Origin of the sequence: Streptomyces sp. NPDC026206 (genome assembly GCF_040638465.1) — a bacterium.
Taxonomy (GTDB): domain Bacteria; phylum Actinomycetota; class Actinomycetes; order Streptomycetales; family Streptomycetaceae; genus Streptomyces.
The window spans coordinates 740,997-759,179 of sequence record NZ_JBEZYL010000001.1; the positions used below are offsets into that span (position 1 = coordinate 740,997).

The 18,183-nt window shown below is 70.7% G+C and carries 15 protein-coding genes; 6 read left to right on the forward strand and 9 right to left on the reverse strand.

The window, feature by feature from the left end; genetic code table 11:
- Positions 1 to 294: 294 nt before the first annotated feature.
- The 3 genes from AB0F13_RS03490 to AB0F13_RS03500 all read left to right on the forward strand — a co-directional run bounded on the left by AB0F13_RS03490 (position 295) and on the right by AB0F13_RS03500 (position 2,887).
- Positions 295 to 930: a DUF6230 family protein gene (locus AB0F13_RS03490; protein WP_362074344.1), complete on the forward strand. Its 636-nt coding sequence runs from the start codon at positions 295 to 297 to the stop codon at positions 928 to 930.
- Between the two features lie 123 nt (positions 931 to 1,053).
- Positions 1,054 to 1,611: a DUF6114 domain-containing protein gene (locus tag AB0F13_RS03495; RefSeq protein WP_362074347.1), complete on the forward strand. Its 558-nt coding sequence runs from the start codon at positions 1,054 to 1,056 to the stop codon at positions 1,609 to 1,611.
- Positions 1,601 to 2,887, forward strand: coding sequence for a hypothetical protein (locus AB0F13_RS03500; protein WP_362074350.1), 1,287 nt, complete (start codon positions 1,601 to 1,603; stop codon positions 2,885 to 2,887). The genes AB0F13_RS03495 and AB0F13_RS03500 overlap by 11 nt, the downstream gene beginning before the upstream one ends.
- A 199-nt stretch (positions 2,888 to 3,086) precedes the next feature.
- On the opposite strand, the gene pyk is transcribed toward AB0F13_RS03500, so the two are convergent.
- The 3 genes from pyk to pta all read right to left on the reverse strand — a co-directional run bounded on the left by pyk (position 3,087) and on the right by pta (position 8,060).
- Complete coding sequence (gene pyk / locus AB0F13_RS03505; RefSeq protein WP_362074353.1) at positions 3,087 to 4,514, reverse strand: pyruvate kinase; 1,428 nt, start codon at positions 4,512 to 4,514, stop codon at positions 3,087 to 3,089.
- 84 nt (positions 4,515 to 4,598) lie between these two features.
- Positions 4,599 to 5,810: an acetate kinase gene (locus AB0F13_RS03510; protein WP_362074356.1), complete on the reverse strand. Its 1,212-nt coding sequence runs from the start codon at positions 5,808 to 5,810 to the stop codon at positions 4,599 to 4,601.
- Positions 5,811 to 5,963: 153 nt separating this feature from the next.
- On the reverse strand, positions 5,964 to 8,060 hold the full coding sequence (gene pta / locus AB0F13_RS03515) for a phosphate acetyltransferase (RefSeq protein ID WP_362074359.1): 2,097 nt from the start codon (positions 8,058 to 8,060) through the stop codon (positions 5,964 to 5,966).
- 199 nt (positions 8,061 to 8,259) lie between these two features.
- On the opposite strand from pta, the gene AB0F13_RS03520 reads away from it, so the two are divergent.
- Entirely contained in the window at positions 8,260 to 9,285 is a 1,026-nt protein-coding gene (locus AB0F13_RS03520; RefSeq protein WP_362074362.1) for an ATP-dependent 6-phosphofructokinase, read from the forward strand.
- Between the two features lie 149 nt (positions 9,286 to 9,434).
- On the opposite strand, the gene AB0F13_RS03525 is transcribed toward AB0F13_RS03520, so the two are convergent.
- The 5 genes from AB0F13_RS03525 to AB0F13_RS03545 form a co-directional block, all read right to left on the reverse strand.
- On the reverse strand, positions 9,435 to 11,969 hold the full coding sequence (locus tag AB0F13_RS03525; protein WP_362074365.1) for an FtsX-like permease family protein: 2,535 nt from the start codon (positions 11,967 to 11,969) through the stop codon (positions 9,435 to 9,437).
- Between the two features lie 65 nt (positions 11,970 to 12,034).
- A complete protein-coding gene (locus tag AB0F13_RS03530; RefSeq protein WP_362074368.1) occupies positions 12,035 to 12,847 on the reverse strand; it encodes an ABC transporter ATP-binding protein in 813 nt (270 codons plus the stop codon).
- Between the two features lie 267 nt (positions 12,848 to 13,114).
- Positions 13,115 to 13,951, reverse strand: a complete 837-nt coding sequence (locus AB0F13_RS03535) for a carbohydrate ABC transporter permease (protein ID WP_362074370.1) — start codon at positions 13,949 to 13,951, stop codon at positions 13,115 to 13,117.
- 548 nt (positions 13,952 to 14,499) lie between these two features.
- Positions 14,500 to 14,922: a CBS domain-containing protein gene (locus AB0F13_RS03540; protein ID WP_362074373.1), complete on the reverse strand. Its 423-nt coding sequence runs from the start codon at positions 14,920 to 14,922 to the stop codon at positions 14,500 to 14,502.
- A gap of 158 nt (positions 14,923 to 15,080) precedes the next feature.
- A complete protein-coding gene (locus AB0F13_RS03545) occupies positions 15,081 to 15,497 on the reverse strand; it encodes a CBS domain-containing protein (protein WP_362074376.1) in 417 nt (138 codons plus the stop codon).
- Positions 15,498 to 15,721: 224 nt separating this feature from the next.
- Between AB0F13_RS03545 and AB0F13_RS03550 the strand changes: the two genes are divergently transcribed.
- Positions 15,722 to 16,528, forward strand: coding sequence for a VOC family protein (locus tag AB0F13_RS03550; protein ID WP_362074379.1), 807 nt, complete (start codon positions 15,722 to 15,724; stop codon positions 16,526 to 16,528).
- Between the two features lie 57 nt (positions 16,529 to 16,585).
- Here AB0F13_RS03550 and AB0F13_RS03555 read toward each other — a convergent pair whose 3' ends face one another.
- Entirely contained in the window at positions 16,586 to 17,485 is a 900-nt protein-coding gene (locus tag AB0F13_RS03555; RefSeq protein ID WP_362074382.1) for an NADP-dependent oxidoreductase, read from the reverse strand.
- A 142-nt stretch (positions 17,486 to 17,627) separates the two neighbouring features.
- On the opposite strand from AB0F13_RS03555, the gene AB0F13_RS03560 reads away from it, so the two are divergent.
- Positions 17,628 to 18,038 (forward strand): helix-turn-helix domain-containing protein, encoded by a 411-nt coding sequence (locus tag AB0F13_RS03560; RefSeq protein ID WP_362074385.1) that lies wholly within the window; start codon positions 17,628 to 17,630, stop codon positions 18,036 to 18,038.
- The last annotated feature ends 145 nt before the right edge of the window (positions 18,039 to 18,183 follow it).

Consider the following 18,183-nt stretch of genomic DNA (forward strand, 5'->3'; position numbering starts at 1 on the left):
CGCCCGGCCATCCGGTCGCGCGGGGTCATGGGTCCCCACCGGGCCGTCCGGCGCATCTGCGCCGGTCCTTGGGGACAGGGGGGTCCCTGCCGTCAACGGCAGGGCCTGTCCCGGCGGTTGCGCGAAGGCGTGGCCAGTGGTTGTCGCTCGGGGGTGAACGCCGGTGTGTATCGGGCGCGATTGGCGCCGCCGAATGCGACGGCGCTCTTCTTCCCGAGGACGTAGCGCTTCTCCATCCCGGGCACGGGCCCGCAAGCCCCGCCCGGAGGTGTACGTCCGAGAAGGAGGAAAGTCGTGAAGTCCCAGACTCGTGGCGGGACCAGATGGCGGCGGTTCGCCGTCGTCATGGTGCCCAGCGTCGCGGCGACGGCCGCGATCGGCGTGGCCGTCGCCCAGGGCGCCCTCGCGGCGTCGTTCAGTGTGTCGGGCCAGCAGTTCCAGGTGACGGCGGAGAGCCTGCACGGTTGGGGGTTCGTCCAGTACGGAGCGCTCGACCAGACCAAGAAGGGCAACAAGCCCGTGGCGGTGGTCGGCATCGAGACGGCGAAGATCACCAACCTCTGCCAGGCGGTGACCATCCCGACGCCGTTCGGCGATGTGTCGATGAAGCTCACGGCCGGCAAGGACAAGGAGGTCGAGGCCAAGAAGCTCTACATCGACGCCGACGAACTGTCCGCCAACGCCACGTTCACCAACGTCGACATCGGCGTCTCGGTGACCGACACCAACAAGGGCCCCGGCCCCGCGGCCCCGGGCAAGGACGGCCGTGGTGCGTACGTACCGGGCTCCTTCGCCCAGCAGGCCGACGAGGTGATGTTCACCCAGGTCGATCAGCGTGCCTGGGCGACCTCGGCCGGGACGTTCACGCTCCCCGGTCTGCACATGGGCGTCAGCATGGGCGCCTCCGCGTGTCCCAAGATGAAGAATTGACGCGCTGAACGGACGGGTACGGGGCGGCGGTCGCAGCTCACGTCTCCGTGCCCGTACCGGCCCGCGCGTCGCTCCGTGCTTCGCCACGTACCACCGATTCGCCAGTCCCGAGGAGCTGTACACATGAGCGCCGACACGCGACCACGGCTGATCGACAATCTCGGCCGCACCCGCCGTTCATTCTGGGACTGGCGAGGCCGACGCCCGTTCTGGGGCGGAATGCTGTGCATTCTGGCCGGTATCCCGATCACGTACATCCCGTACCAGACCATGACCCTGGGCGACCTGCACCTCCGCATGGCCACGACGGCCGGCGCCGGCTCGCTGATCATCGGCGTGCTGTTGATCGTGCTCGGTCTGACCATGTGGTTCCAGCCGCAGTCCAGGGTCTTCGCGGGTGTCGCCGCGATCCTGCTCGCGCTGGTCTCGCTGGTCGTCTCGAACTTCGGCGCCTTTCTGATCGGCTTCCTGCTCGCCCTCATCGGCGGGGGACTCGGCGTCTCCTGGATGCCGGGCAGGCCGCCGGCCGAGGTGTCGGCCGAGGTGCCGGCCCAGGCGCCGGCCGAGGTGTCGGCCGAGACGCCGGCCCACGCGCCGGCCGACAGCGGCGGGGACGACGCCGGTACCCCCACCGGCCCCAGCCTGGTGAAGGGGAATGACGGGAGGCACCGTGGCGACTGACGAGGAACGCGCAGACCTCGCAAGAACCGGCCCGCGCCATGCCGCGCCGCGCAAGCCCCTGCTGTCCCGGCTGCACATGCCGGCCGGCAAGGCGATCGCCCTTGCGGCGATGCCCAGCGCGGTGCTGATGGGCATGGGCCTGACGCCCACGCTGGCGCAGGCGAAGCCGGTGCAGCCGACGAAACCTTTCGGCGACGCACAGTGCGCGACCGCGCCGGACGCGGCGGCGGAGGCCGAGCCGGGCGGGACGCCCGCGCCCGGGGCGGACGAGAGCGGGAAGCCGTCGCCGTCCTCCTCCCGGTCGCCTTCGCCCTCCTCGTCCTCGGCCTCGCCGGGCGGGGCCGGGAGCGGCGGCAGCGGTACGAGCCGGGGTCGCGAGCCCTCCGCCTCGTCCTCCGCGCAGCCTGTGCCGGGCGTGAAGCCGGCGCCGGCACCCGCTCCGGTGCCGGTTCCGTCGACGTCCCCGTCGCCCTCCAAGGCGGTCAATCCGCTGGATCCGCTGGGCCTCGGCGAGAAGCTGACCGGCATCCTCACGGGCGGGAAGAAGGCGACGGCCGGCCCGTCCCCGGCGCCGTCCGCGCCGTCCGCGCCGGGCGTGAAGCCGGCGCCCGTACCGCCGTCACCGTCCCTGCCGGTGTCCGAGCCCGCGCAGCCGCCGTCGGCCAAGGCCAAGGGCGGGCCCACGCCTGCCCTCAAGGTGCCCGGTGAACCCGCCGCGACGCCGTCGCCGTCGGCGAAGCCCACGCCCGATCCCTCGTCCACGGCGTCACCGGACGCCGACAAGCCGCTGCCCCCGTGCCCGGCGTCGCACGTCATCGACGAGAACGAGAAGCGCGCCTTCCCGAACCAGCCCTGGTACCTGGAGGCGAGCAAGCTCACGCTGACCGGGCTGACCTACGAGGGCGTCAAGCGGATCACGATGGTGAACGGGCAGCAGAAGTCGGTGCTGAAGTTCACCGCCGACTCGCTGGCGATCAAGGACTTGCATCAGATCGTCAACAATCAGGGCAAGCAGTACCACGTCGCCGGATCCGGGACGACGTCCACAGTCTCCGGGGCCAGGATCACCATGTACACGGAGGAGCTGAAGGGAAAGCTCCTGGGCGTGCTGCCGTCGACGCAGTCGCCGTCGAGCCTGCCGCCGCTGATTCCCGGGGTGAAGCTGCCGATTCCGATCTTCTTCACGGATGTGAAGATCCGGCAGGCGGGGCAGTACGGGGGGACGTTGCACATCCCGAATCTGCGGCAGTACCTCACGGAGGGTACGTACCCGTAGGGGTGCCCCGGCTGTGCGGTGCCAGGGCGTGGCGGGTGGGTTTTGCCCCTGCCCCGCCCTGGCACCGTTTCTTGTCCTCAAACGCCGGACGGGCTGGTGGCTGTGCTGTGTCCTCAAGCGCCGGACGGGCTGGCTGCTGTGCTGTTCTCGAACGCCGGACGGGCTGCATCTGCAGCCCGTCCGGCGTTCGAGGTGTGGGTCAGCGGGTCTCGCCGCCCAGGTGGTGCACCCGCACCATGTTGGTGGTGCCCGGGATGCCGGGCGGGGAGCCGGCCGTGATGATCATCGTGTCGCCCTCGTTGTAGCGGTTGAGCTTCAGCAGCTCGGCGTCGACGAGGTCGACCATCGCGTCCGTGTTGTCCACGTGCGGCACGACGTAGGTCTCCACGCCCCAGCTCAGCGTGAGCTGGTTGCGGGTCGAGGCGTCCGTGGTGAAGGCCAGGATCGGCTGGGCCGTGCGGTAGCGGGACAGGCGGCGGGCCGTGTCGCCGGACTTGGTGAAGGCCACCAGCGACTTCGCGCCCAGGAAGTCCGCGATCTCGCAGGCCGCGCGGGCGACCGAGCCGCCCTGCGTGCGCGGCTTCTTGCCCGGCACCAGCGGCTGCAGGCCCTTGGAGAGCAGCTCCTGCTCGGCCGCCTCGACGATGCGGGACATCGTCTTGACCGTCTCGATCGGGTACGCGCCGACGCTCGACTCGGCCGAGAGCATGACCGCGTCCGCGCCGTCCAGGATCGCGTTGGCGACGTCGGAGGCCTCGGCGCGGGTCGGGCGCGAGTTGGTGATCATCGACTCCATCATCTGGGTCGCCACGATCACCGGCTTGGCGTTGCGGCGGCACAGCTCGATGAGGCGCTTCTGCACCATCGGGACCTTCTCCAGCGGGTACTCCACCGCCAGGTCGCCACGGGCCACCATCACACCGTCGAAGGCCATGACGACCTCGAGCATGTTCTCGACGGCCTGCGGCTTCTCGACCTTGGCGATGACCGGCACCCGGCGGCCGACCTCGTCCATGACGCGGTGGACGTCGTTGACGTCCGTGGCGTCGCGGACGAAGGACAGCGCGACCATGTCGCAGCCCATCGCGAGCGCGAACTTCAGGTCGTCGATGTCCTTCTCGGACAGCGCCGGGACGTTCACCGCCGCGCCGGGCAGGTTGATGCCCTTGTGGTCGGAGATGACACCGCCCTCGATGACGATCGTCCTGACCCGGGGGCCGTCGACCTCGGTGACGCGCAGCTCGACGTTGCCGTCGTTGATGAGGATCTGGTCGCCCTTGGTGACGTCACCGGGCAGACCCTTGTAGGTCGTGCCGCAGATGGTCCTGTCACCGGGGACGTCCTCGGTGGTGATGACGAACTCGTCACCGCGCACCAGCTCCACGGGGCCGTCCGCGAAGGTCTCCAGGCGGATCTTCGGGCCCTGAAGGTCGGCCAGGACGCCCACGGCGCGGCCGGTCTCCTCCACGGCCTTGCGGAGGCGGTGGTACCGCTCCTCGTGCTCCGAGTGGGTCCCGTGGCTCATGTTGAAGCGGGCCACATTCATACCGGCCTCGATCAGCGTCTTCAGCTGGTCGAAGGAGTCGACGGCGGGGCCCAGTGTGCAGACGATTTTGGAACGGCGCATGAGGCGGATCCTATCGGTTTGTTTCGGAGCGGAATATTCGAGCTGTGGGAAAGGCCAAGAGGCGACCGGGTGACGAAGCGGCGATCAAGAGCTGACCAGCGCATACACCTGGGTGGCGATCTCCAGCTCCTCGTCGGTCGGGACCACGGCCACCGCGACACGGGCGTACTCGGGGGAGATCAGCCGCGCCGCGTCGGAGCGGATCTCGTTGAGACCGGCGTCCACGACCAGGCCCAGCTCCTCCAGACCGGCCACGGCGGCCTCGCGCACGGGCGCCGCGTTCTCGCCCACGCCCGCCGTGAAGGCCACGGCGTCGACCTTGCCCAGAACCGCGTAGTAGGCGCCGATGTACTTCTTCAGCCGGTGTACATAGATGTCGAAGGCGAGCGCCGCCCGCTCGTCGCCCTCGTCTATGCGCCGGCGGATCTCGCGCATGTCGTTGTCGCCGCACAGTCCGATCAGACCGCTCTTCTTGTTCAGGAGCGAGTCGATCTCGTCGATGGACATACCCGCGTTGCGGGACAGGTGCGAGATCACCGCCGGGTCGATGTCACCGGAACGGGTGCCCATGACCAGGCCCTCCAGCGGGGTCAGGCCCATGGAGGTGTCGACGCAGCGGCCGCCCTCGACCGCCGAGGCCGAGGCGCCGTTGCCCAGGTGCAGGACGATGACGTTGGCCTCGGAGGGGTCCTTGCCCAGCAGCTTGGCGGTCTCGCGGGAGACGTAGGCGTGCGAGGTGCCGTGGAAGCCGTAGCGGCGGATCCTGTGCGCGTCGGCCGTCTCGACGTCGATGGCGTAGCGCGCGGCGGACTCCGGCATCGTCGTGTGGAAGGCGGTGTCGAAGACCGCGACCTGCGGCAGGTCGGGGCGGAGCGCCTGGGCGGTGCGGATGCCGGTGATGTTGGCGGGGTTGTGCAGCGGTGCGACGGGGATCAGCCGCTCGATCTCCGCCATCACCTCGTCGGTGACGACCGTCGGCTCGGTGAACTTCTTGCCGCCGTGCACGACGCGGTGGCCGATCGCGGCCAGCTCCGGCGAGTCCAGGCCCAGGCCGTCGGCGGACAGCTCCGCGGCCACGGCGTTCAGGGCGGCCGCGTGGTCGGCGAAGGGCTCCTGGCGCTCGCGCCTGGTGCCGCCCGTCGCCAGCGGGGTGTGTGCCAGCCGCGAGGTCTCCTCGCCGATGCGCTCGACCAGCCCGAGGGCCAGCCGGGCGCCGTCGGCCATGTCGAGCAGCTGGTACTTGAGCGAGGACGAGCCGGAGTTGAGGACGAGGACTCGGGTGGCGTTGGCAGTCATCAGGCTTTCCGGGGTGGGAGCGTGCGGTGGGAGGGGGTTGCGGGATGCTCTACGGGATGCGGGCAGGGGGTGCGGGCCACGGCCGTACGGATACCCGCGGGCGAGGGGCCCGGCGGGGCACCCGTACGGCCGTACGGACGCCGATGACGCGGATCAGGGTTCCGTGCGCTCGCCGCGCTGCTCGCCCTGTGCCTGGATGGCGGTGATGGCCACCGTGTTGACGATGTCCTGCACCAGCGCACCGCGCGAGAGGTCGTTGACGGGCTTGCGCAGGCCCTGCAGGACCGGGCCGACCGCGACTGCGCCCGCCGACCGCTGCACGGCCTTGTAGGTGTTGTTCCCGGTGTTGAGGTCGGGGAAGACCAGCACCGTGGCCTTGCCCGCCACCTCGGAGCCGGGCAGCTTGGTCCGCGCCACGGCCGCGTCGACGGCGGCGTCGTACTGGATCGGGCCCTCGACGAGCAGGTCCGGGCGGCGCTCGCGCACCAGCTCGGTGGCCTTGCGGACCTTGTCGACGTCCGCGCCGGAGCCGGAGGTGCCGGTGGAGTACGACAGCATCGCGATCCGCGGCTCCACGCCGAACTGGGTGGCGGTCGCCGCGGACTGGATGGCGATGTCCGCGAGCTGCTCGGCGTTCGGGTCGGGGTTGACCGCGCAGTCGCCGTAGACCAGGACCCGGTCGGCCAGGCACATGAAGAAGACCGAGGAGACGATCTGCGCGCCCGGCGCGGTCTTGATGATCTCGAAGGCGGGCCGGATGGTGGCGGCGGTGGAGTGCACCGCGCCGGAGACCATGCCGTCGGCCAGGCCCTCCTGGACCATCAGGGTGCCGAAGTACGAGACGTCGGCGACGACGTCGTGGGCCAGCTCCACGGTCATGCCCTTGTGGGCCCGCACCTTCGCGTAGAGCTCGGCGAAGCGCTCGCGCAGCGGCGAGGTCTGCGGGTCGATGAGCTGCGCGCCGGCCAGGTCGATGCTCAGGTCGGCGGCGCGCTTGCGGATGGTCTCCTCCTCGCCCAGCAGGATGAGGTCGCACACGTCACGGCGCAGCAGCACGTCGGCCGCGCGCAGCACGCGCTCCTCGGTGCCCTCGGGCAGCACCACGCGGCGGCGGGCCGAGCGGGAGCGCTCGATCAGCTCGTGTTCGAACATCATCGGCGTCACGCGGCTGGAACGGGCCACGGAGATGCGGTTCGTCAGCTGCGTGGTGTCCACGTGCCGCTCGAAGAGGCCCAGGGCGGTCTCGGCCTTGCGCGGCGAGGACGCCTCCAGCTTCCCCTCGACCGCGAAGAGCTCGGCCGCGGTCGGGAACGAGCCGCCCGGCACCGAGACGACCGGGGTGCCCGGGGCCAGCCGGCCCGCCAGCGCCAGGATGTCCGGGCCCGGCCGCTCGTCCAGGGTCAGCAGCACGCCGGCGATGGGCGGGGCGCCCGCGCTGTGCGCGGCGAGCGCGCCGACGATCAGGTCCACGCGGTCGCCGGGGGTCACCACCAGGCAGCCCTCGGTCAGGGCGGGCAGGAAGGCCGGCAGCATGGCGCCGCCGAAGACGAAGTCCTTCGCGTCGCGCGAGAGGCCCGAGTCGTCGCCGAGCAGCACCTCGGCGCCCAGCTTCTGCACGATCTGCCGCACGGTCGGCGCGGAGAGCGAGCCGTCCTCGGGCAGTGCGTAGCAGGGCACCGGCAGGCTCGTGGTCAGCCGCTCGGCGATGGCCTCGCGGTCGGCCGGGGCGACCCGGTTGACGACCAGGGCGACGACGTCGCAGCCCAGCGACTCGTACGCGCGGTAGGCGTTGCGCGCCTCGGCCCGTACGGACTCGGCCGACTGCTCCTGGCCGCCGACGACCGTGATGACGGACGCGGCGAACTCGTTCGCCAGGCGCGCGTTGAGGGCGAGTTCGTCGGGGAGCGTGGTGCCCGCGAAGTCGGTGCCGAGGACGAGCACGTACTCGTACTGCCGGGCCACCGCGTGGAAGCGCTCGACGAGGAGGGAGACCAGCTCGTCCGTGCCGCGCTCGGCCTGCAGGGCGGCGGCCTCGCCGTAGGTCAGGCCGACGATGCTCTCGGTGGACTGCGCGAGCCGGTAGCGGGACCGCAGCAGGTCGAAGAGGCGGTCGGGGCCGTCGCCGTGGAAGAGCGGACGGAAGACGCCCACGCGGTCGACATGGCGAGTGAGGAGCTCCATGACTCCCAGCTCGATGACCTGGCGCCCGTCGCCGCGGTCGGTCCCGGTCACGTACACGCTGCGCGTCACGCGTGCTCTCCTTGATGCTTCGCCGAGTGTTCTTCGGAAGAAAATAAAACCCGTTAGGGTGGCCTTGCCCTCTTGACAATACCTGCGCCCGTGGATAAGGCGCTCGTCAGCGGGTGTCGGGGGTGCGGCAGTACCGCCCGGCCCGTGAAACAATCGGCCCGGCTCACATGTACCAGTAGCGAGCAGGAGACACAGCACGATGCGCATCGGAGTCCTCACCGCGGGCGGCGACTGCCCTGGCCTGAACGCTGTCATCCGCTCGGTCGTGCACCGCGCGCTTGTCGGCCACGGAGACGAAGTCATCGGCTTCGAGGACGGCTTCAAGGGCCTGCTCGAGGGCCGCCACCGCAAGCTCGACCTGGACGCCGTCAGCGGCATCCTGGCCCGCGGCGGCACGATCCTCGGTTCCTCCCGCCTGGAGCGCGCGCGGCTGCGCGAGGCGTGCGAGAGCTCCAAGGAGCTCGCCCGCGACCTCGGCATCGACGTCCTGATCCCGATCGGCGGCGAGGGGACGCTCACCGCGTCCAAGATGCTCTCCGACGCGGGCCTGCCGGTCGTCGGCGTCCCCAAGACCATCGACAACGACATCTCCTCCACCGACCGCACCTTCGGCTTCGACACCGCCGTCGGCGTCGCGACCGAGGCCATCGACCGCCTCAAGACGACCGCCGAGTCCCACCAACGGGTGATGGTCGTCGAGGTCATGGGCCGCCACGCCGGCTGGATCGCCCTGGAGTCCGGCATGGCCGGCGGTGCCCACGGCATCTGCCTGCCCGAGCGGCCCTTCGAGGTCGACGACCTCGTCAAGATGGTCGAGGAGCGCTTCGCCCGTGGCAAGAAGTTCGCCGTGATCTGCGTCGCCGAGGGCGCGCACCCGGCCGAGGGCTCGATGGAATACGCCAAGGGCGCCATAGACCAGTTCGGCCACGAGCGCTTCGCGGGCATCGGCACCAAGCTCGCCGTCGAGCTGGAGAAGCGCCTGGGCAAGGAGGCCCGACCGGTCATCCTCGGCCACGTCCAGCGCGGCGGCACGCCCACCGCGTACGACCGCGTCCTCGCCACCCGCTTCGGCTGGCACGCCGTCGAGGCAGCCCACCGGGGCGACTTCGGCAAGATGACCGCGCTGCGGGGCACCGACATCACGATGGTGCCGCTGGCGGACGCGGTGACCGAGCTCAAGCGCGTGCCGGAGAACCGGATGGACGAGGCCGAGTCGGTCTTCTAGGCCCCGGCCCGCCCCGTACGACAGCAGCGCCCCGCCCGGACTTCACCCGGGCGGGGCGCTGCTGTCGTACGGGGAGCTGCTGTCGTACGGCCCCTCCACGGCCGTGGGGGCCCTTGTCGGGGAGCCGGCCCACCGCTGCCCGGCGAGCCTCACTGCGCCCCGATCGACTCCAGCATGTTCAGCCTGGCCGCCCGGCGGGCCGGCCAGAGCGCGGCCAGGACTCCGACCGCGAGGGCCAGCAGCAGGAAGACCCCGATCCGCGCCCACGGCACGACCATCTCGTACTGAGGGAAGGACGCGCGGAGCAGGTGGCCGCCCGACCAGGCGAGGAAGACGCCGACCCCGACGCCCATGACCGCGCCGAACATTGCGATGATCACGGACTCCAGCCGCACCATCCGCTTGACCTCACGGCGGGCCAGGCCGATTGCGCGCAGCATCCCGATCTCCCGGGTCCGCTCGAAGACCGACATGGCCAGGGTGTTGACCACGCCGATGACGGCGATGACGACGGCCATGCCCAGCAGCCCGTACATCAGGTAGAGGACGTCGTCGATGTTCCCGGCCTGGGAGCGGCGCAGGTCGTCCTGGCTCTGCACCTTGATGAGCGGGTTGCCGCCCAGGGACTCCTTGATCTTGCCGTGGAGGCCCTTCGCCCGGCCAGGGGCGGCCTTCACCAGCACCTGGTCGTCGTGCACCTTGTCCTGGTGCGGGTCCAGGAGGGCGGGGGTGGTGAGGACGTCGGTCAGCACGTCGTTGTCCCGGTAGACCGCCGCGACGCGCGGGCTCGCCTTCTTGCCGTCGTAGAACGCCATCGGCAGCGTCGAACCGGCCTTCAGGCCCCGCTCCTCGGCGAACTTCTCCCCGACCGCGACGGCGCCGGTGCCGCGTACGTCGGCGAGCGAGCCGCTGACCATGCGCACGTCGGTCACCTTGGCGACGGCCCGCACGTCGGTGGCGTAGGCCAGCGCGGGACGTCCGTCCGCCTCGAAGCCGAGCGAGCGCAGCGGAACCGCCGCCTCGACGCCGGGCTGCCCGGCGAGCGTCTTCGCGATCTCGGGCGAGAGGCCGAGGTAGCCCGAGGAGCTGACCTTGTAATCGGCCTTCAGGTCCTGCTTGCCCATCTTGTTCATGCCCTCGTTCGCCGATACGGCGGCCACGGTCAGGCCCGTGATCAGGGTGAGACCGATCATGAGGGCGGAGGCGGTGGCGGCGGTGCGGCGCGGGTTGCGCAGGGCGTTCTCCTTGGCGAGCCTGCCGCTGACGCCGGAGAAGCGGGCGGTGAGCCGGCCGAAGAGGTTCACGAACGGGCGGGAGAGCAGCGGAGCCAGCACGATGACGCCCGCGAGGGTGAGTGCCGAGCCTGCCATGGCGGCCGTCAGACCGCCGGTGGTGCGCAGCGTGGTGACGTACAGCATGACCGCCACACCGGCGGCGGTGAGGACCGCGCCGATGGAGTTGCGCACGACGAGGCTGCGCGTGGTCGGTGCCTGGTCGACGGCGGCCAGCGCCTCGACCGGGGCGATCCGCGCGGCCTTGCGGGACGGCAGCCAAGCGGCGAGCACGGTCACTGCGACGCCGACTCCGAGGGCGGAGAGTACGGCCGTCGGCGTGATGACCATCGGGCCGTCCGGCAGGCTCGCGCCGGTGGAGTTCAGCAGCGGGTGCAGACCGGCGGCGATGCCGAGGCCGAGGACGAAACCGGCGGCGGAGGCGACGAGGCCCAGCAGACCAGCCTCGATCAGCACCGAGCGCACCACCTGGCGGCGGGAGGCGCCCACCGCGCGCAGCAGCGCGATCTCCCGGCTGCGCTGGGCGATGAGCATGGTGAAGGTGTTGGCGATGATGAAGATGCCGACGAAGAGGGAGATGCCGGCGAAGACCAGGAAGGTCTTGCGGATCGAGCCGGTCTCCTGGTCGATCCCCTTGGCCTGGTTCTCCGCGAGCTTCTTGCCGCTCTCGACCTCGAAGGACTTCGGCAGCGCCTCGCGGACCTCCGCGGTCAGCTTCTGCTGGTCGGTGCCGCGGGTGGCGGCGACGACGATCTCGCTGAACTCGCCGGGCTTGCCGAAGAGCTTCTGCGCGGTCGCGGTGTCGAAGAGGGCGAGGCTGCCGCCCGCGCTCACACGCGGGTCGTCGCTCCTGACGATGCCGACGAGCTTCTTGGTGACGACCGGGCCGTCGACGGCCAGCCGGACGGTGCCGCCGACCTTGGCACCGATCTTGCCCGCGGTTTTGGTGTCCAGGGCGATCTCGCCCTCGGCGGCGGGGCCGCGGCCCTCGGCGAGCGGGTAGCGGCTGTCCTTGCCGTCCTTGCCGGGGACGTAGTTGGTGCCGCTGTTGCCCCAGGCGTTGCCGGTGGCGTTGTTCTGCCGGTCGGCGATCACGGGGGTGCCGGTGACGGACGGGCGGACGGAGGCCACGCCGGGCAGGGTGCGGACGGTGTCGACGACGCGGGTGTCGAGGGCGGCCTGGTCCTCGGCACGGGCGCGGGGGCCGCCGGCCGTCACCTGGACGGCGACGTCGTCGAGGCTCTTGGAGAGCCGGTCGCGGTAGGCGCTGCCGACGGAGTCGCTGAAGACGAGGGTGCCGGAGACGAAGGCGGTGCCGAGGAGGACCGCGAGGGCGGTCATCATCAGCCGGGTCTTGTGCGCGAGGAGGTTGCGCAGGGCGGTACGGAACACGGGGCGGATTCCTGGAGGTGAGAGCGGGACGAAGGGGCGGAGCTGCTCGGGCCGGACCCGGCAGGTCAGCTCGTGCGGCCCTTGGCGTCGAAGGCGAGGGGCCGGGGGTTTCCCCCGGGAAGGAGGCGCATGCGGTCCAGGACCGCGTCCGCGCTGGGCTCGCGCAGCTCGTCGACGATGCGGCCGTCGGCCAGGAAGACGACGCGGTCGGCGTAGGACGCGGCGACGGGGTCGTGGGTGACCATGACGACCGTCTGCTCCAGCGCCCGTACGGATTCGCGCAGGAAGCCCAGCAGTTCGGCGCCGGAGCGGGAGTCGAGGTTGCCGGTGGGCTCGTCCGCGAAGATGATCTCGGGCTTGGCGGTGAGCGCGCGGGCCACGGCCACGCGCTGCTGCTGGCCGCCGGACAGCTGGCTCGGCCGGTGCGCGAGCCGCCCGGACAGGCCCAGCGTCGTCACGATCTGCTGCAGCCACGCCGGCTCCGGCTTGCGGCCCGCGATGTCCATGGGCAGCGTGATGTTCTCCAGCGCGCTCAGGGTCGGCAGCAGGTTGAAGGCCTGGAAGATGAAGCCCACCTTGTCCCGGCGGAGCCTGGTCAGCTGCCGGTCGCCGAGCGAGCCCAGCTCGACGTCACCGATCCGGGTGGACCCGGAGGAGATCGTGTCCAGGCCCGCCATGCAGTGCATCAGCGTCGACTTGCCGGAGCCGGACGGCCCCATGATCGCCGTGAACTCGGCCCGGCGGAAATCCACGGACACCGAGTCCAGGGCGGTCACGCGGGTCTCGCCCTGCCCGTAGACCTTGCTCAGCCCGGTGGCGCGAGCGGCGACGATGCCGGCGGGTGTGTGGGGGGTGGCGTACGCGGCCGTGTGGGACACGAGGTCTCCTCCGGGAGCTGTGTGTGTGGGGGGGAACAAGGGAAAGCGGGGGGAGGGGAGAGGAAAGGAGGAAATAGGGGGGAAGTGCTGGAATCAGCAGTTCCAATTCTCGGAGGGGACGACCGGCGGGGCGTCAGCCATGAGGCCGGAATACGGCGCCGGACCCTGCGCCTGTAGTGCCGGTGGGACGTAGTACTGCAGACGGACGCCGTCATCCTGAAGACGCACCGGGACGGGCTCTTCCCGAACGCGTCCGGCGGTGGCAGGTCAGCCCTTGACCGCGCCGCCGAGCGTGAAGCCCGCACCGAGGCGGCGTGCGATGAGCGCGTACAGCAGGATCACCGGCGTCGAGTAGAGAATCGAGAAGGCGGCGAGCTGGCCGTAGGCCACTTGCCCGAAGTTCCCGAAGAAGGTGAAGACTGTCACCGATGCGGGAAGCTGCTCCGGCGAGAGCAGCAGCATGAACGGCACGAAGAAATTGCCCCAGAGCAAAACGAACGAGTAGATCCCCACGACGGCGATGCCGGGCCCCATGAGGGGAAGAACGACGCGGGTGAGCGTCTGGAGCCATCCGGCGCCGTCTGTCCAGGCGGCCTCTTCCAAAGACTTGGGTACGCCGTCCATGAAGTTCTTCATCAGCCAGATGGCGAACGGTAGTTGTGTGGTGGCCATGAAGACGGCAGTGCCGTACATCGTGTCGATGAGATCGACCTGCACGAACAGCCCGTAGACCGGCACCATGACAGCGGTGAGCGGCAGACAGCTCGAAAAGAGAAGCGTAAGCAGGTACGGGCGGTTGAAACGGGACCGGAAGCGCGACAGGGGGTAGGCCGCGAGCGCTGCGCACGTGACCGTGAGAGCTGTCGCACTACCGCACAGAAGCAGGCTGTTGAGCATCGGCGTGAAGGCGATGTCGTCCGTCAGCACCGCGGAGAAGTTTTCCAGTGTCGGGCTGACAGGGGCGCGCACCCGTAGGCCGGCCTCCGAGTCGACGGAGGCGAACAGCAGCCACAGAAGAGGAGTGGCGAAGGCGGCGACCACGACGAGCAGCGCGGCGTCGGCGGCGAGCCGGTGACGGGTGCGGCGGGCGAGGAGCGGGCGCATGGCACCTCCGGGCGCGGCGTGCGCGGACAGCCATGGGGAGGGTAGCGCGTGGCAGAGCTGGGGAGCAGGGCGCGGGGGCGTGAGAACGCCCGCCGGGCCCGGAAGCGTCCCGGCGGGCGAAAGAGCCCCGGGCCGGACGGCACGGGGGTGGGGCGCAATGAGCACGGGGGTGGGGCGCAATGATGGGCGGCGGTCGGGGATTACCTCTGCACGAGTGAGGCTGATTGACCGGCAGGATCAGCCGTCGTTCTTCGGGCATGGCCACTCGCAGGACAGTTATGGCGCTCGCTGTCGCCGCATTCGCATGGGGATGCAATATCGCCACGGCCCCCTCAGCCGCAGCGGGCGGTATTGGAGACTTCTTGTCGCCCGCCATTGGCAATGGTTGCGCAAACCACAACCCCAGAGCCGGCGCGAAGGGGGCGACTGCCCACGGCGCCGGTGCAGTCGGCGGCAACGGGGCATACTCCGTTCGGCGCCGGGCCTGCGGCCGGTCGGCTCGGTGGTGGTTGCGGCGCGGCGCGGCGCATGCGCTGCCGCGGCTGCGGTTAGGGGGCCGGTGAGTAGATGTGGCCCGCGAATTCGGCGACCTGGGCGTCGGGGAGGTGGCGGGCCAGGTCGGCCTCGCTGATCATGCCCACCAGGCGCTTGTTCTCGATCACCGGCAGCCGGCGGATCTTGTGGCTCTCCATCTCGTGCAGAACGTCCTCGACGTCGGCGTTCGCGTCGATCCAGCGCGGGGTGCCCTGGCAGAGGTCGCCCGCCGTGCACTTGGACGGGTCGTGTCCGTGGGCGAGGCACTTCACGACGATGTCGCGGTCGGTGATGATGCCGCACAGCCGCCCGTTTTCGTCACTGACGGGCAGGGCGCCCACGTTCAGCATCTGCATCACCTGTGCCGCGCGGGGCAGGGTCTCGTCGCGGGTGATCCACTGCGCACCCGCGTGCATGATGTCCTTGGCCTTGGTCATGATCTGTCTGCCTCCTCGGCTGCTGTCGGAGCCGTGGTCCGCCTCGTCGGCCGGCCGCCGGGTTCCGCCGACGCGTCTGGTCAGCCAGCCGGCCACCCCGTCGGCGTGGCGGGTCTGCCGACCCGCCCGGTCAGCCGGTCGGCCGGTGGTCCGCCGGGTCAGCGGGCGTAGACCATTTCCGCGAACTCGGCGATCTGGTCGTCCGTGAGGTGCTGGGCCAGGTCCGCCTCGCTGATGATGCCGACGAGACGCTTGTTCTCGATCACCGGAAGCCGCTTGATGCGGTGCTGCTCCATCTCGTGCAGAACGTCCTCGACGTCGGCGTTCGCGTCGATCCACCGGGGCGTGCCCTCGCAGAGTTCGGCGGCGTTGCACTGGGACGGGTCGATGCCCTCGGCAATGCACTTCACGACGATGTCCCGGTCGGTGACGATGCCGCACAGCCGCTCGTTCTCGTCGGCGACCGGCAGGGCTCCGACATTGAGGTCGCGCATCAGCTGCGCTGCCACGTCCAGGGTCTCCGTCCGGGATATCCACTGGGCGCCCGGGTGCATGATGTCCTTGGCCGTCGTCATGATCGGTCTCCTCTGGATGGGTGTGCCTCTCTCATGGCACTTTCATCGTCTACCTCCCCCTGGCCCCCGGCTATCGGAGGCATACTCCGCTCTCCGGTGCCGCGCCCCCTGCCCCCGTACGCCGGGGGCGTACCGGCGGCGGTGCCGGGCGATTGTCGGTGGCCGGTGCCAGACTGAATCCGGCCGGGGCGACCCGGCGGAATCCGTCGAAGGGGCACACCACCATGCTCACTACAGACTTTGTCACCGGCGCACCCTGTTGGCTCGACCTCGGCAGCCCGAATACGGAGGGGGCCGCCGACTTCTACGGGGGCGTCTTCGGCTGGGACCACCGGTCCGGTGGGGACGAGGCGGGCGGTTACGGGTTCTTCCAGAAGGACGGCAAGAACGTCGCGGCCCTCGGTCCGCTCACCGAGGAAGGTGCGACCTCGGCCTGGACCGTCTATTTCCACACGCTGGACGCGGACGCCGCGGCCAAGGCCACCGAGCAGGGCGGCGGCACGGTGCGGGTGGCACCGTTCGACGCCATGGAGGCCGGGCGGATGGCCTGCCTCACCGACCCGTGCGGCGCCGAGTTCGCCGTCTGGCAGCCCGCGGCCGTCAAGGGCCTGGAGAAGGTCACCGACCCGGGCTCCCTGTGCTGGGCCGAGCTGCACGTCGGCGACCCCACGGCGGCCAAGGCGTTCTACCGCGGCCTGTTCGGCTGGCGCTCCGAGGACGTCAAGGTTCCCGGCATGACCTACACCGTTCTCTCCACCGCGGCCGGCCAGGACCAGCAGCGGGCCTCGTTCGGCGGCGTCGTCCCCTTCCGGGAGCCCGCCGAGAAGGCGCACTGGCTGCCCTACTTCGAGGTCCCGGACGTCGACCAGGCCGTGGCCCGCACGGAGGGCAACGGCGGCTCGGTCCTCATGCCGGCCGCCGACGCGCCCGACATCGGGCGCATGGCGTGGCTGACGGACCCGTACGGCGCCGCGTTCGCGGTGATCAAGAGCGCGTCGCCGCCGGCGGAACCGGCGCCTTCGTCGGGCTGACCGGAGAGAAGGGGGAAAGAGGGGAGAGAGGTAAAGAGAAGAGAGGCTGAAGAGAGGCTAAGGAACGAGCACGAGCCGACCGCGCAGGCCGCCCCCGGCCAGCTTCGCGTGCGCCTCGGCGGCTTCGCCCAGGGGGTACGTCGCCGCGACCCGGGTCGTCAGCACCCCCTCGTCGACGAGAGCGGACAGCTCGCCGAGGCGGGCCCCGTCCGCGCTCACCTCGACCTCCGCGACGCGGATGCCGCGCGCGGCGGCGGGCGCCGTGCCGGGGATGACGCCCGTGTACGTACCGCCGTCGCGTACGAGCTCCAGCGCGGCCGGGCCGAGTACCGCCGCGTCCAGGACACCGTCCAGGCTGCCGGGTGCGACGGCCCGCGTGTCCGGTGCGAAGTGGTCGGCGCCCAAGGAACGTACGAACTGTTCGTCCCCGGGCCGGGCGAGCGCGGTGACGGTGATGCCCGCGCGGTGGGCGAGCTGGACGGCGTACCCGCCGAGTGCACCGGCCGCGCCGGTGATCAGCAGGCTGTCGCCCGCCTTCAGCCCGGTCAGGTCCAACGCCTGGGCAGCGGTCAGCGAGTTGAGCGGCAGCGTCGCGGCGTGCACCTCGTCGACGGTGGTGGGGGCCTTCGCCACGGCGGAGGCGTCCAGCACGACGTACTCGGCGTGGGTCTTCAGCGCCGCCGGCCCGTACGACAGCCCCACCACGGCCGTCCCCGGCGCGAACTGCGCGCCCACGCCCACCGCGTCGACCGTCCCGGCCACGTCGTAGCCGAGGCCCAGCGTGCCGTCGGGGCCCAGCGGGCCCATGAAACCCGCCCGGAAGGCGGCATCCACCGGATTCAGCGCCGCGGCCGCCACCTTGATGCGGACCTGGCCGGGGCCCGGCTGGGGCAGAGCGGTCTCGACGACCTCGAGCACCTCGGGTCCGCCGAAGGACCGGATTACTACAGCACGCATGACAACGCTCCTGGAAAGCCGTTCAGTTGACTGGCCGGGCGGGCTGTGAAAGCCCCGTCCCGTCGATGTGACAAACCTACGAGGGGTACTCTCTTTTAGTAAGTACGCACTTCAAGGTGCGTACGGCACCCGGAGGTAGGACATGGCGACCCTGACCGCGGCGCAGCGCCGCACCGAGGCCCGCACCGCGTACGACGCGTTCGTCAAGGACTGCCCGACCAGCCAGTTGCTCGCCCGCATCAGCGACAAGTGGGTCAGCCTGATCGTCAGCGCCCTCGGTCCCGGCCCCATGCGCTACAGCGACCTGGGCCGCAAGATCCCCGGCGTGAGCCAGAAGATGCTCACGCAGTCGCTGCGCTCACTGGAGCGGGACGGCATCGTCACCCGCACGGTGACCCCGTCGGTGCCGGTGCGCGTCGACTACGAACTGACCGGCCTCGGCCGCAGCCTGTGCTGCCTGTTGTCCGCGGTGAAGGAGTGGGCGGAGGCGCACATCGAAGAGGTCGACGACGCCCGCCGCCAGTACGACGACAGGGCGGCAACCGACCGCTGAGCGCTGAGGGCGGGGCACGATGTCAGAGGTCTCTGTGTCACGTCTTATTTAGTGCCCGTGTACAAACTGATCCACAGCTCTCGGTTGGGTGGGCCGGTTCGCCGATAACTGCACGTTGAAACAGGGCCTCTTGGTAGTCCAGGGG

What these genes read in the sequence shown, in the direction of transcription:
- AB0F13_RS03495 (WP_362074347.1), top strand. Translation starts at nt 1,054, where the DNA reads ATGAGCGCCGACACGCGACCACGGCTGATCGACAATCTCGGCCGCACC.
- pyk (WP_362074353.1), bottom strand. Translation starts at nt 4,514, where the DNA reads ATGCGCCGTTCCAAAATCGTCTGCACACTGGGCCCCGCCGTCGACTCC.
- AB0F13_RS03510 (WP_362074356.1), bottom strand. Translation starts at nt 5,810, where the DNA reads ATGACTGCCAACGCCACCCGAGTCCTCGTCCTCAACTCCGGCTCGTCC.
- AB0F13_RS03520 (WP_362074362.1), top strand. Translation starts at nt 8,260, where the DNA reads ATGCGCATCGGAGTCCTCACCGCGGGCGGCGACTGCCCTGGCCTGAAC.
- AB0F13_RS03535 (WP_362074370.1), bottom strand. Translation starts at nt 13,951, where the DNA reads ATGCGCCCGCTCCTCGCCCGCCGCACCCGTCACCGGCTCGCCGCCGAC.
- AB0F13_RS03540 (WP_362074373.1), bottom strand. Translation starts at nt 14,922, where the DNA reads ATGACCAAGGCCAAGGACATCATGCACGCGGGTGCGCAGTGGATCACC.
- AB0F13_RS03545 (WP_362074376.1), bottom strand. Translation starts at nt 15,497, where the DNA reads ATGACGACGGCCAAGGACATCATGCACCCGGGCGCCCAGTGGATATCC.
- AB0F13_RS03550 (WP_362074379.1), top strand. Translation starts at nt 15,722, where the DNA reads ATGCTCACTACAGACTTTGTCACCGGCGCACCCTGTTGGCTCGACCTC.
- AB0F13_RS03555 (WP_362074382.1), bottom strand. Translation starts at nt 17,485, where the DNA reads ATGCGTGCTGTAGTAATCCGGTCCTTCGGCGGACCCGAGGTGCTCGAG.
- AB0F13_RS03560 (WP_362074385.1), top strand. Translation starts at nt 17,628, where the DNA reads ATGGCGACCCTGACCGCGGCGCAGCGCCGCACCGAGGCCCGCACCGCG.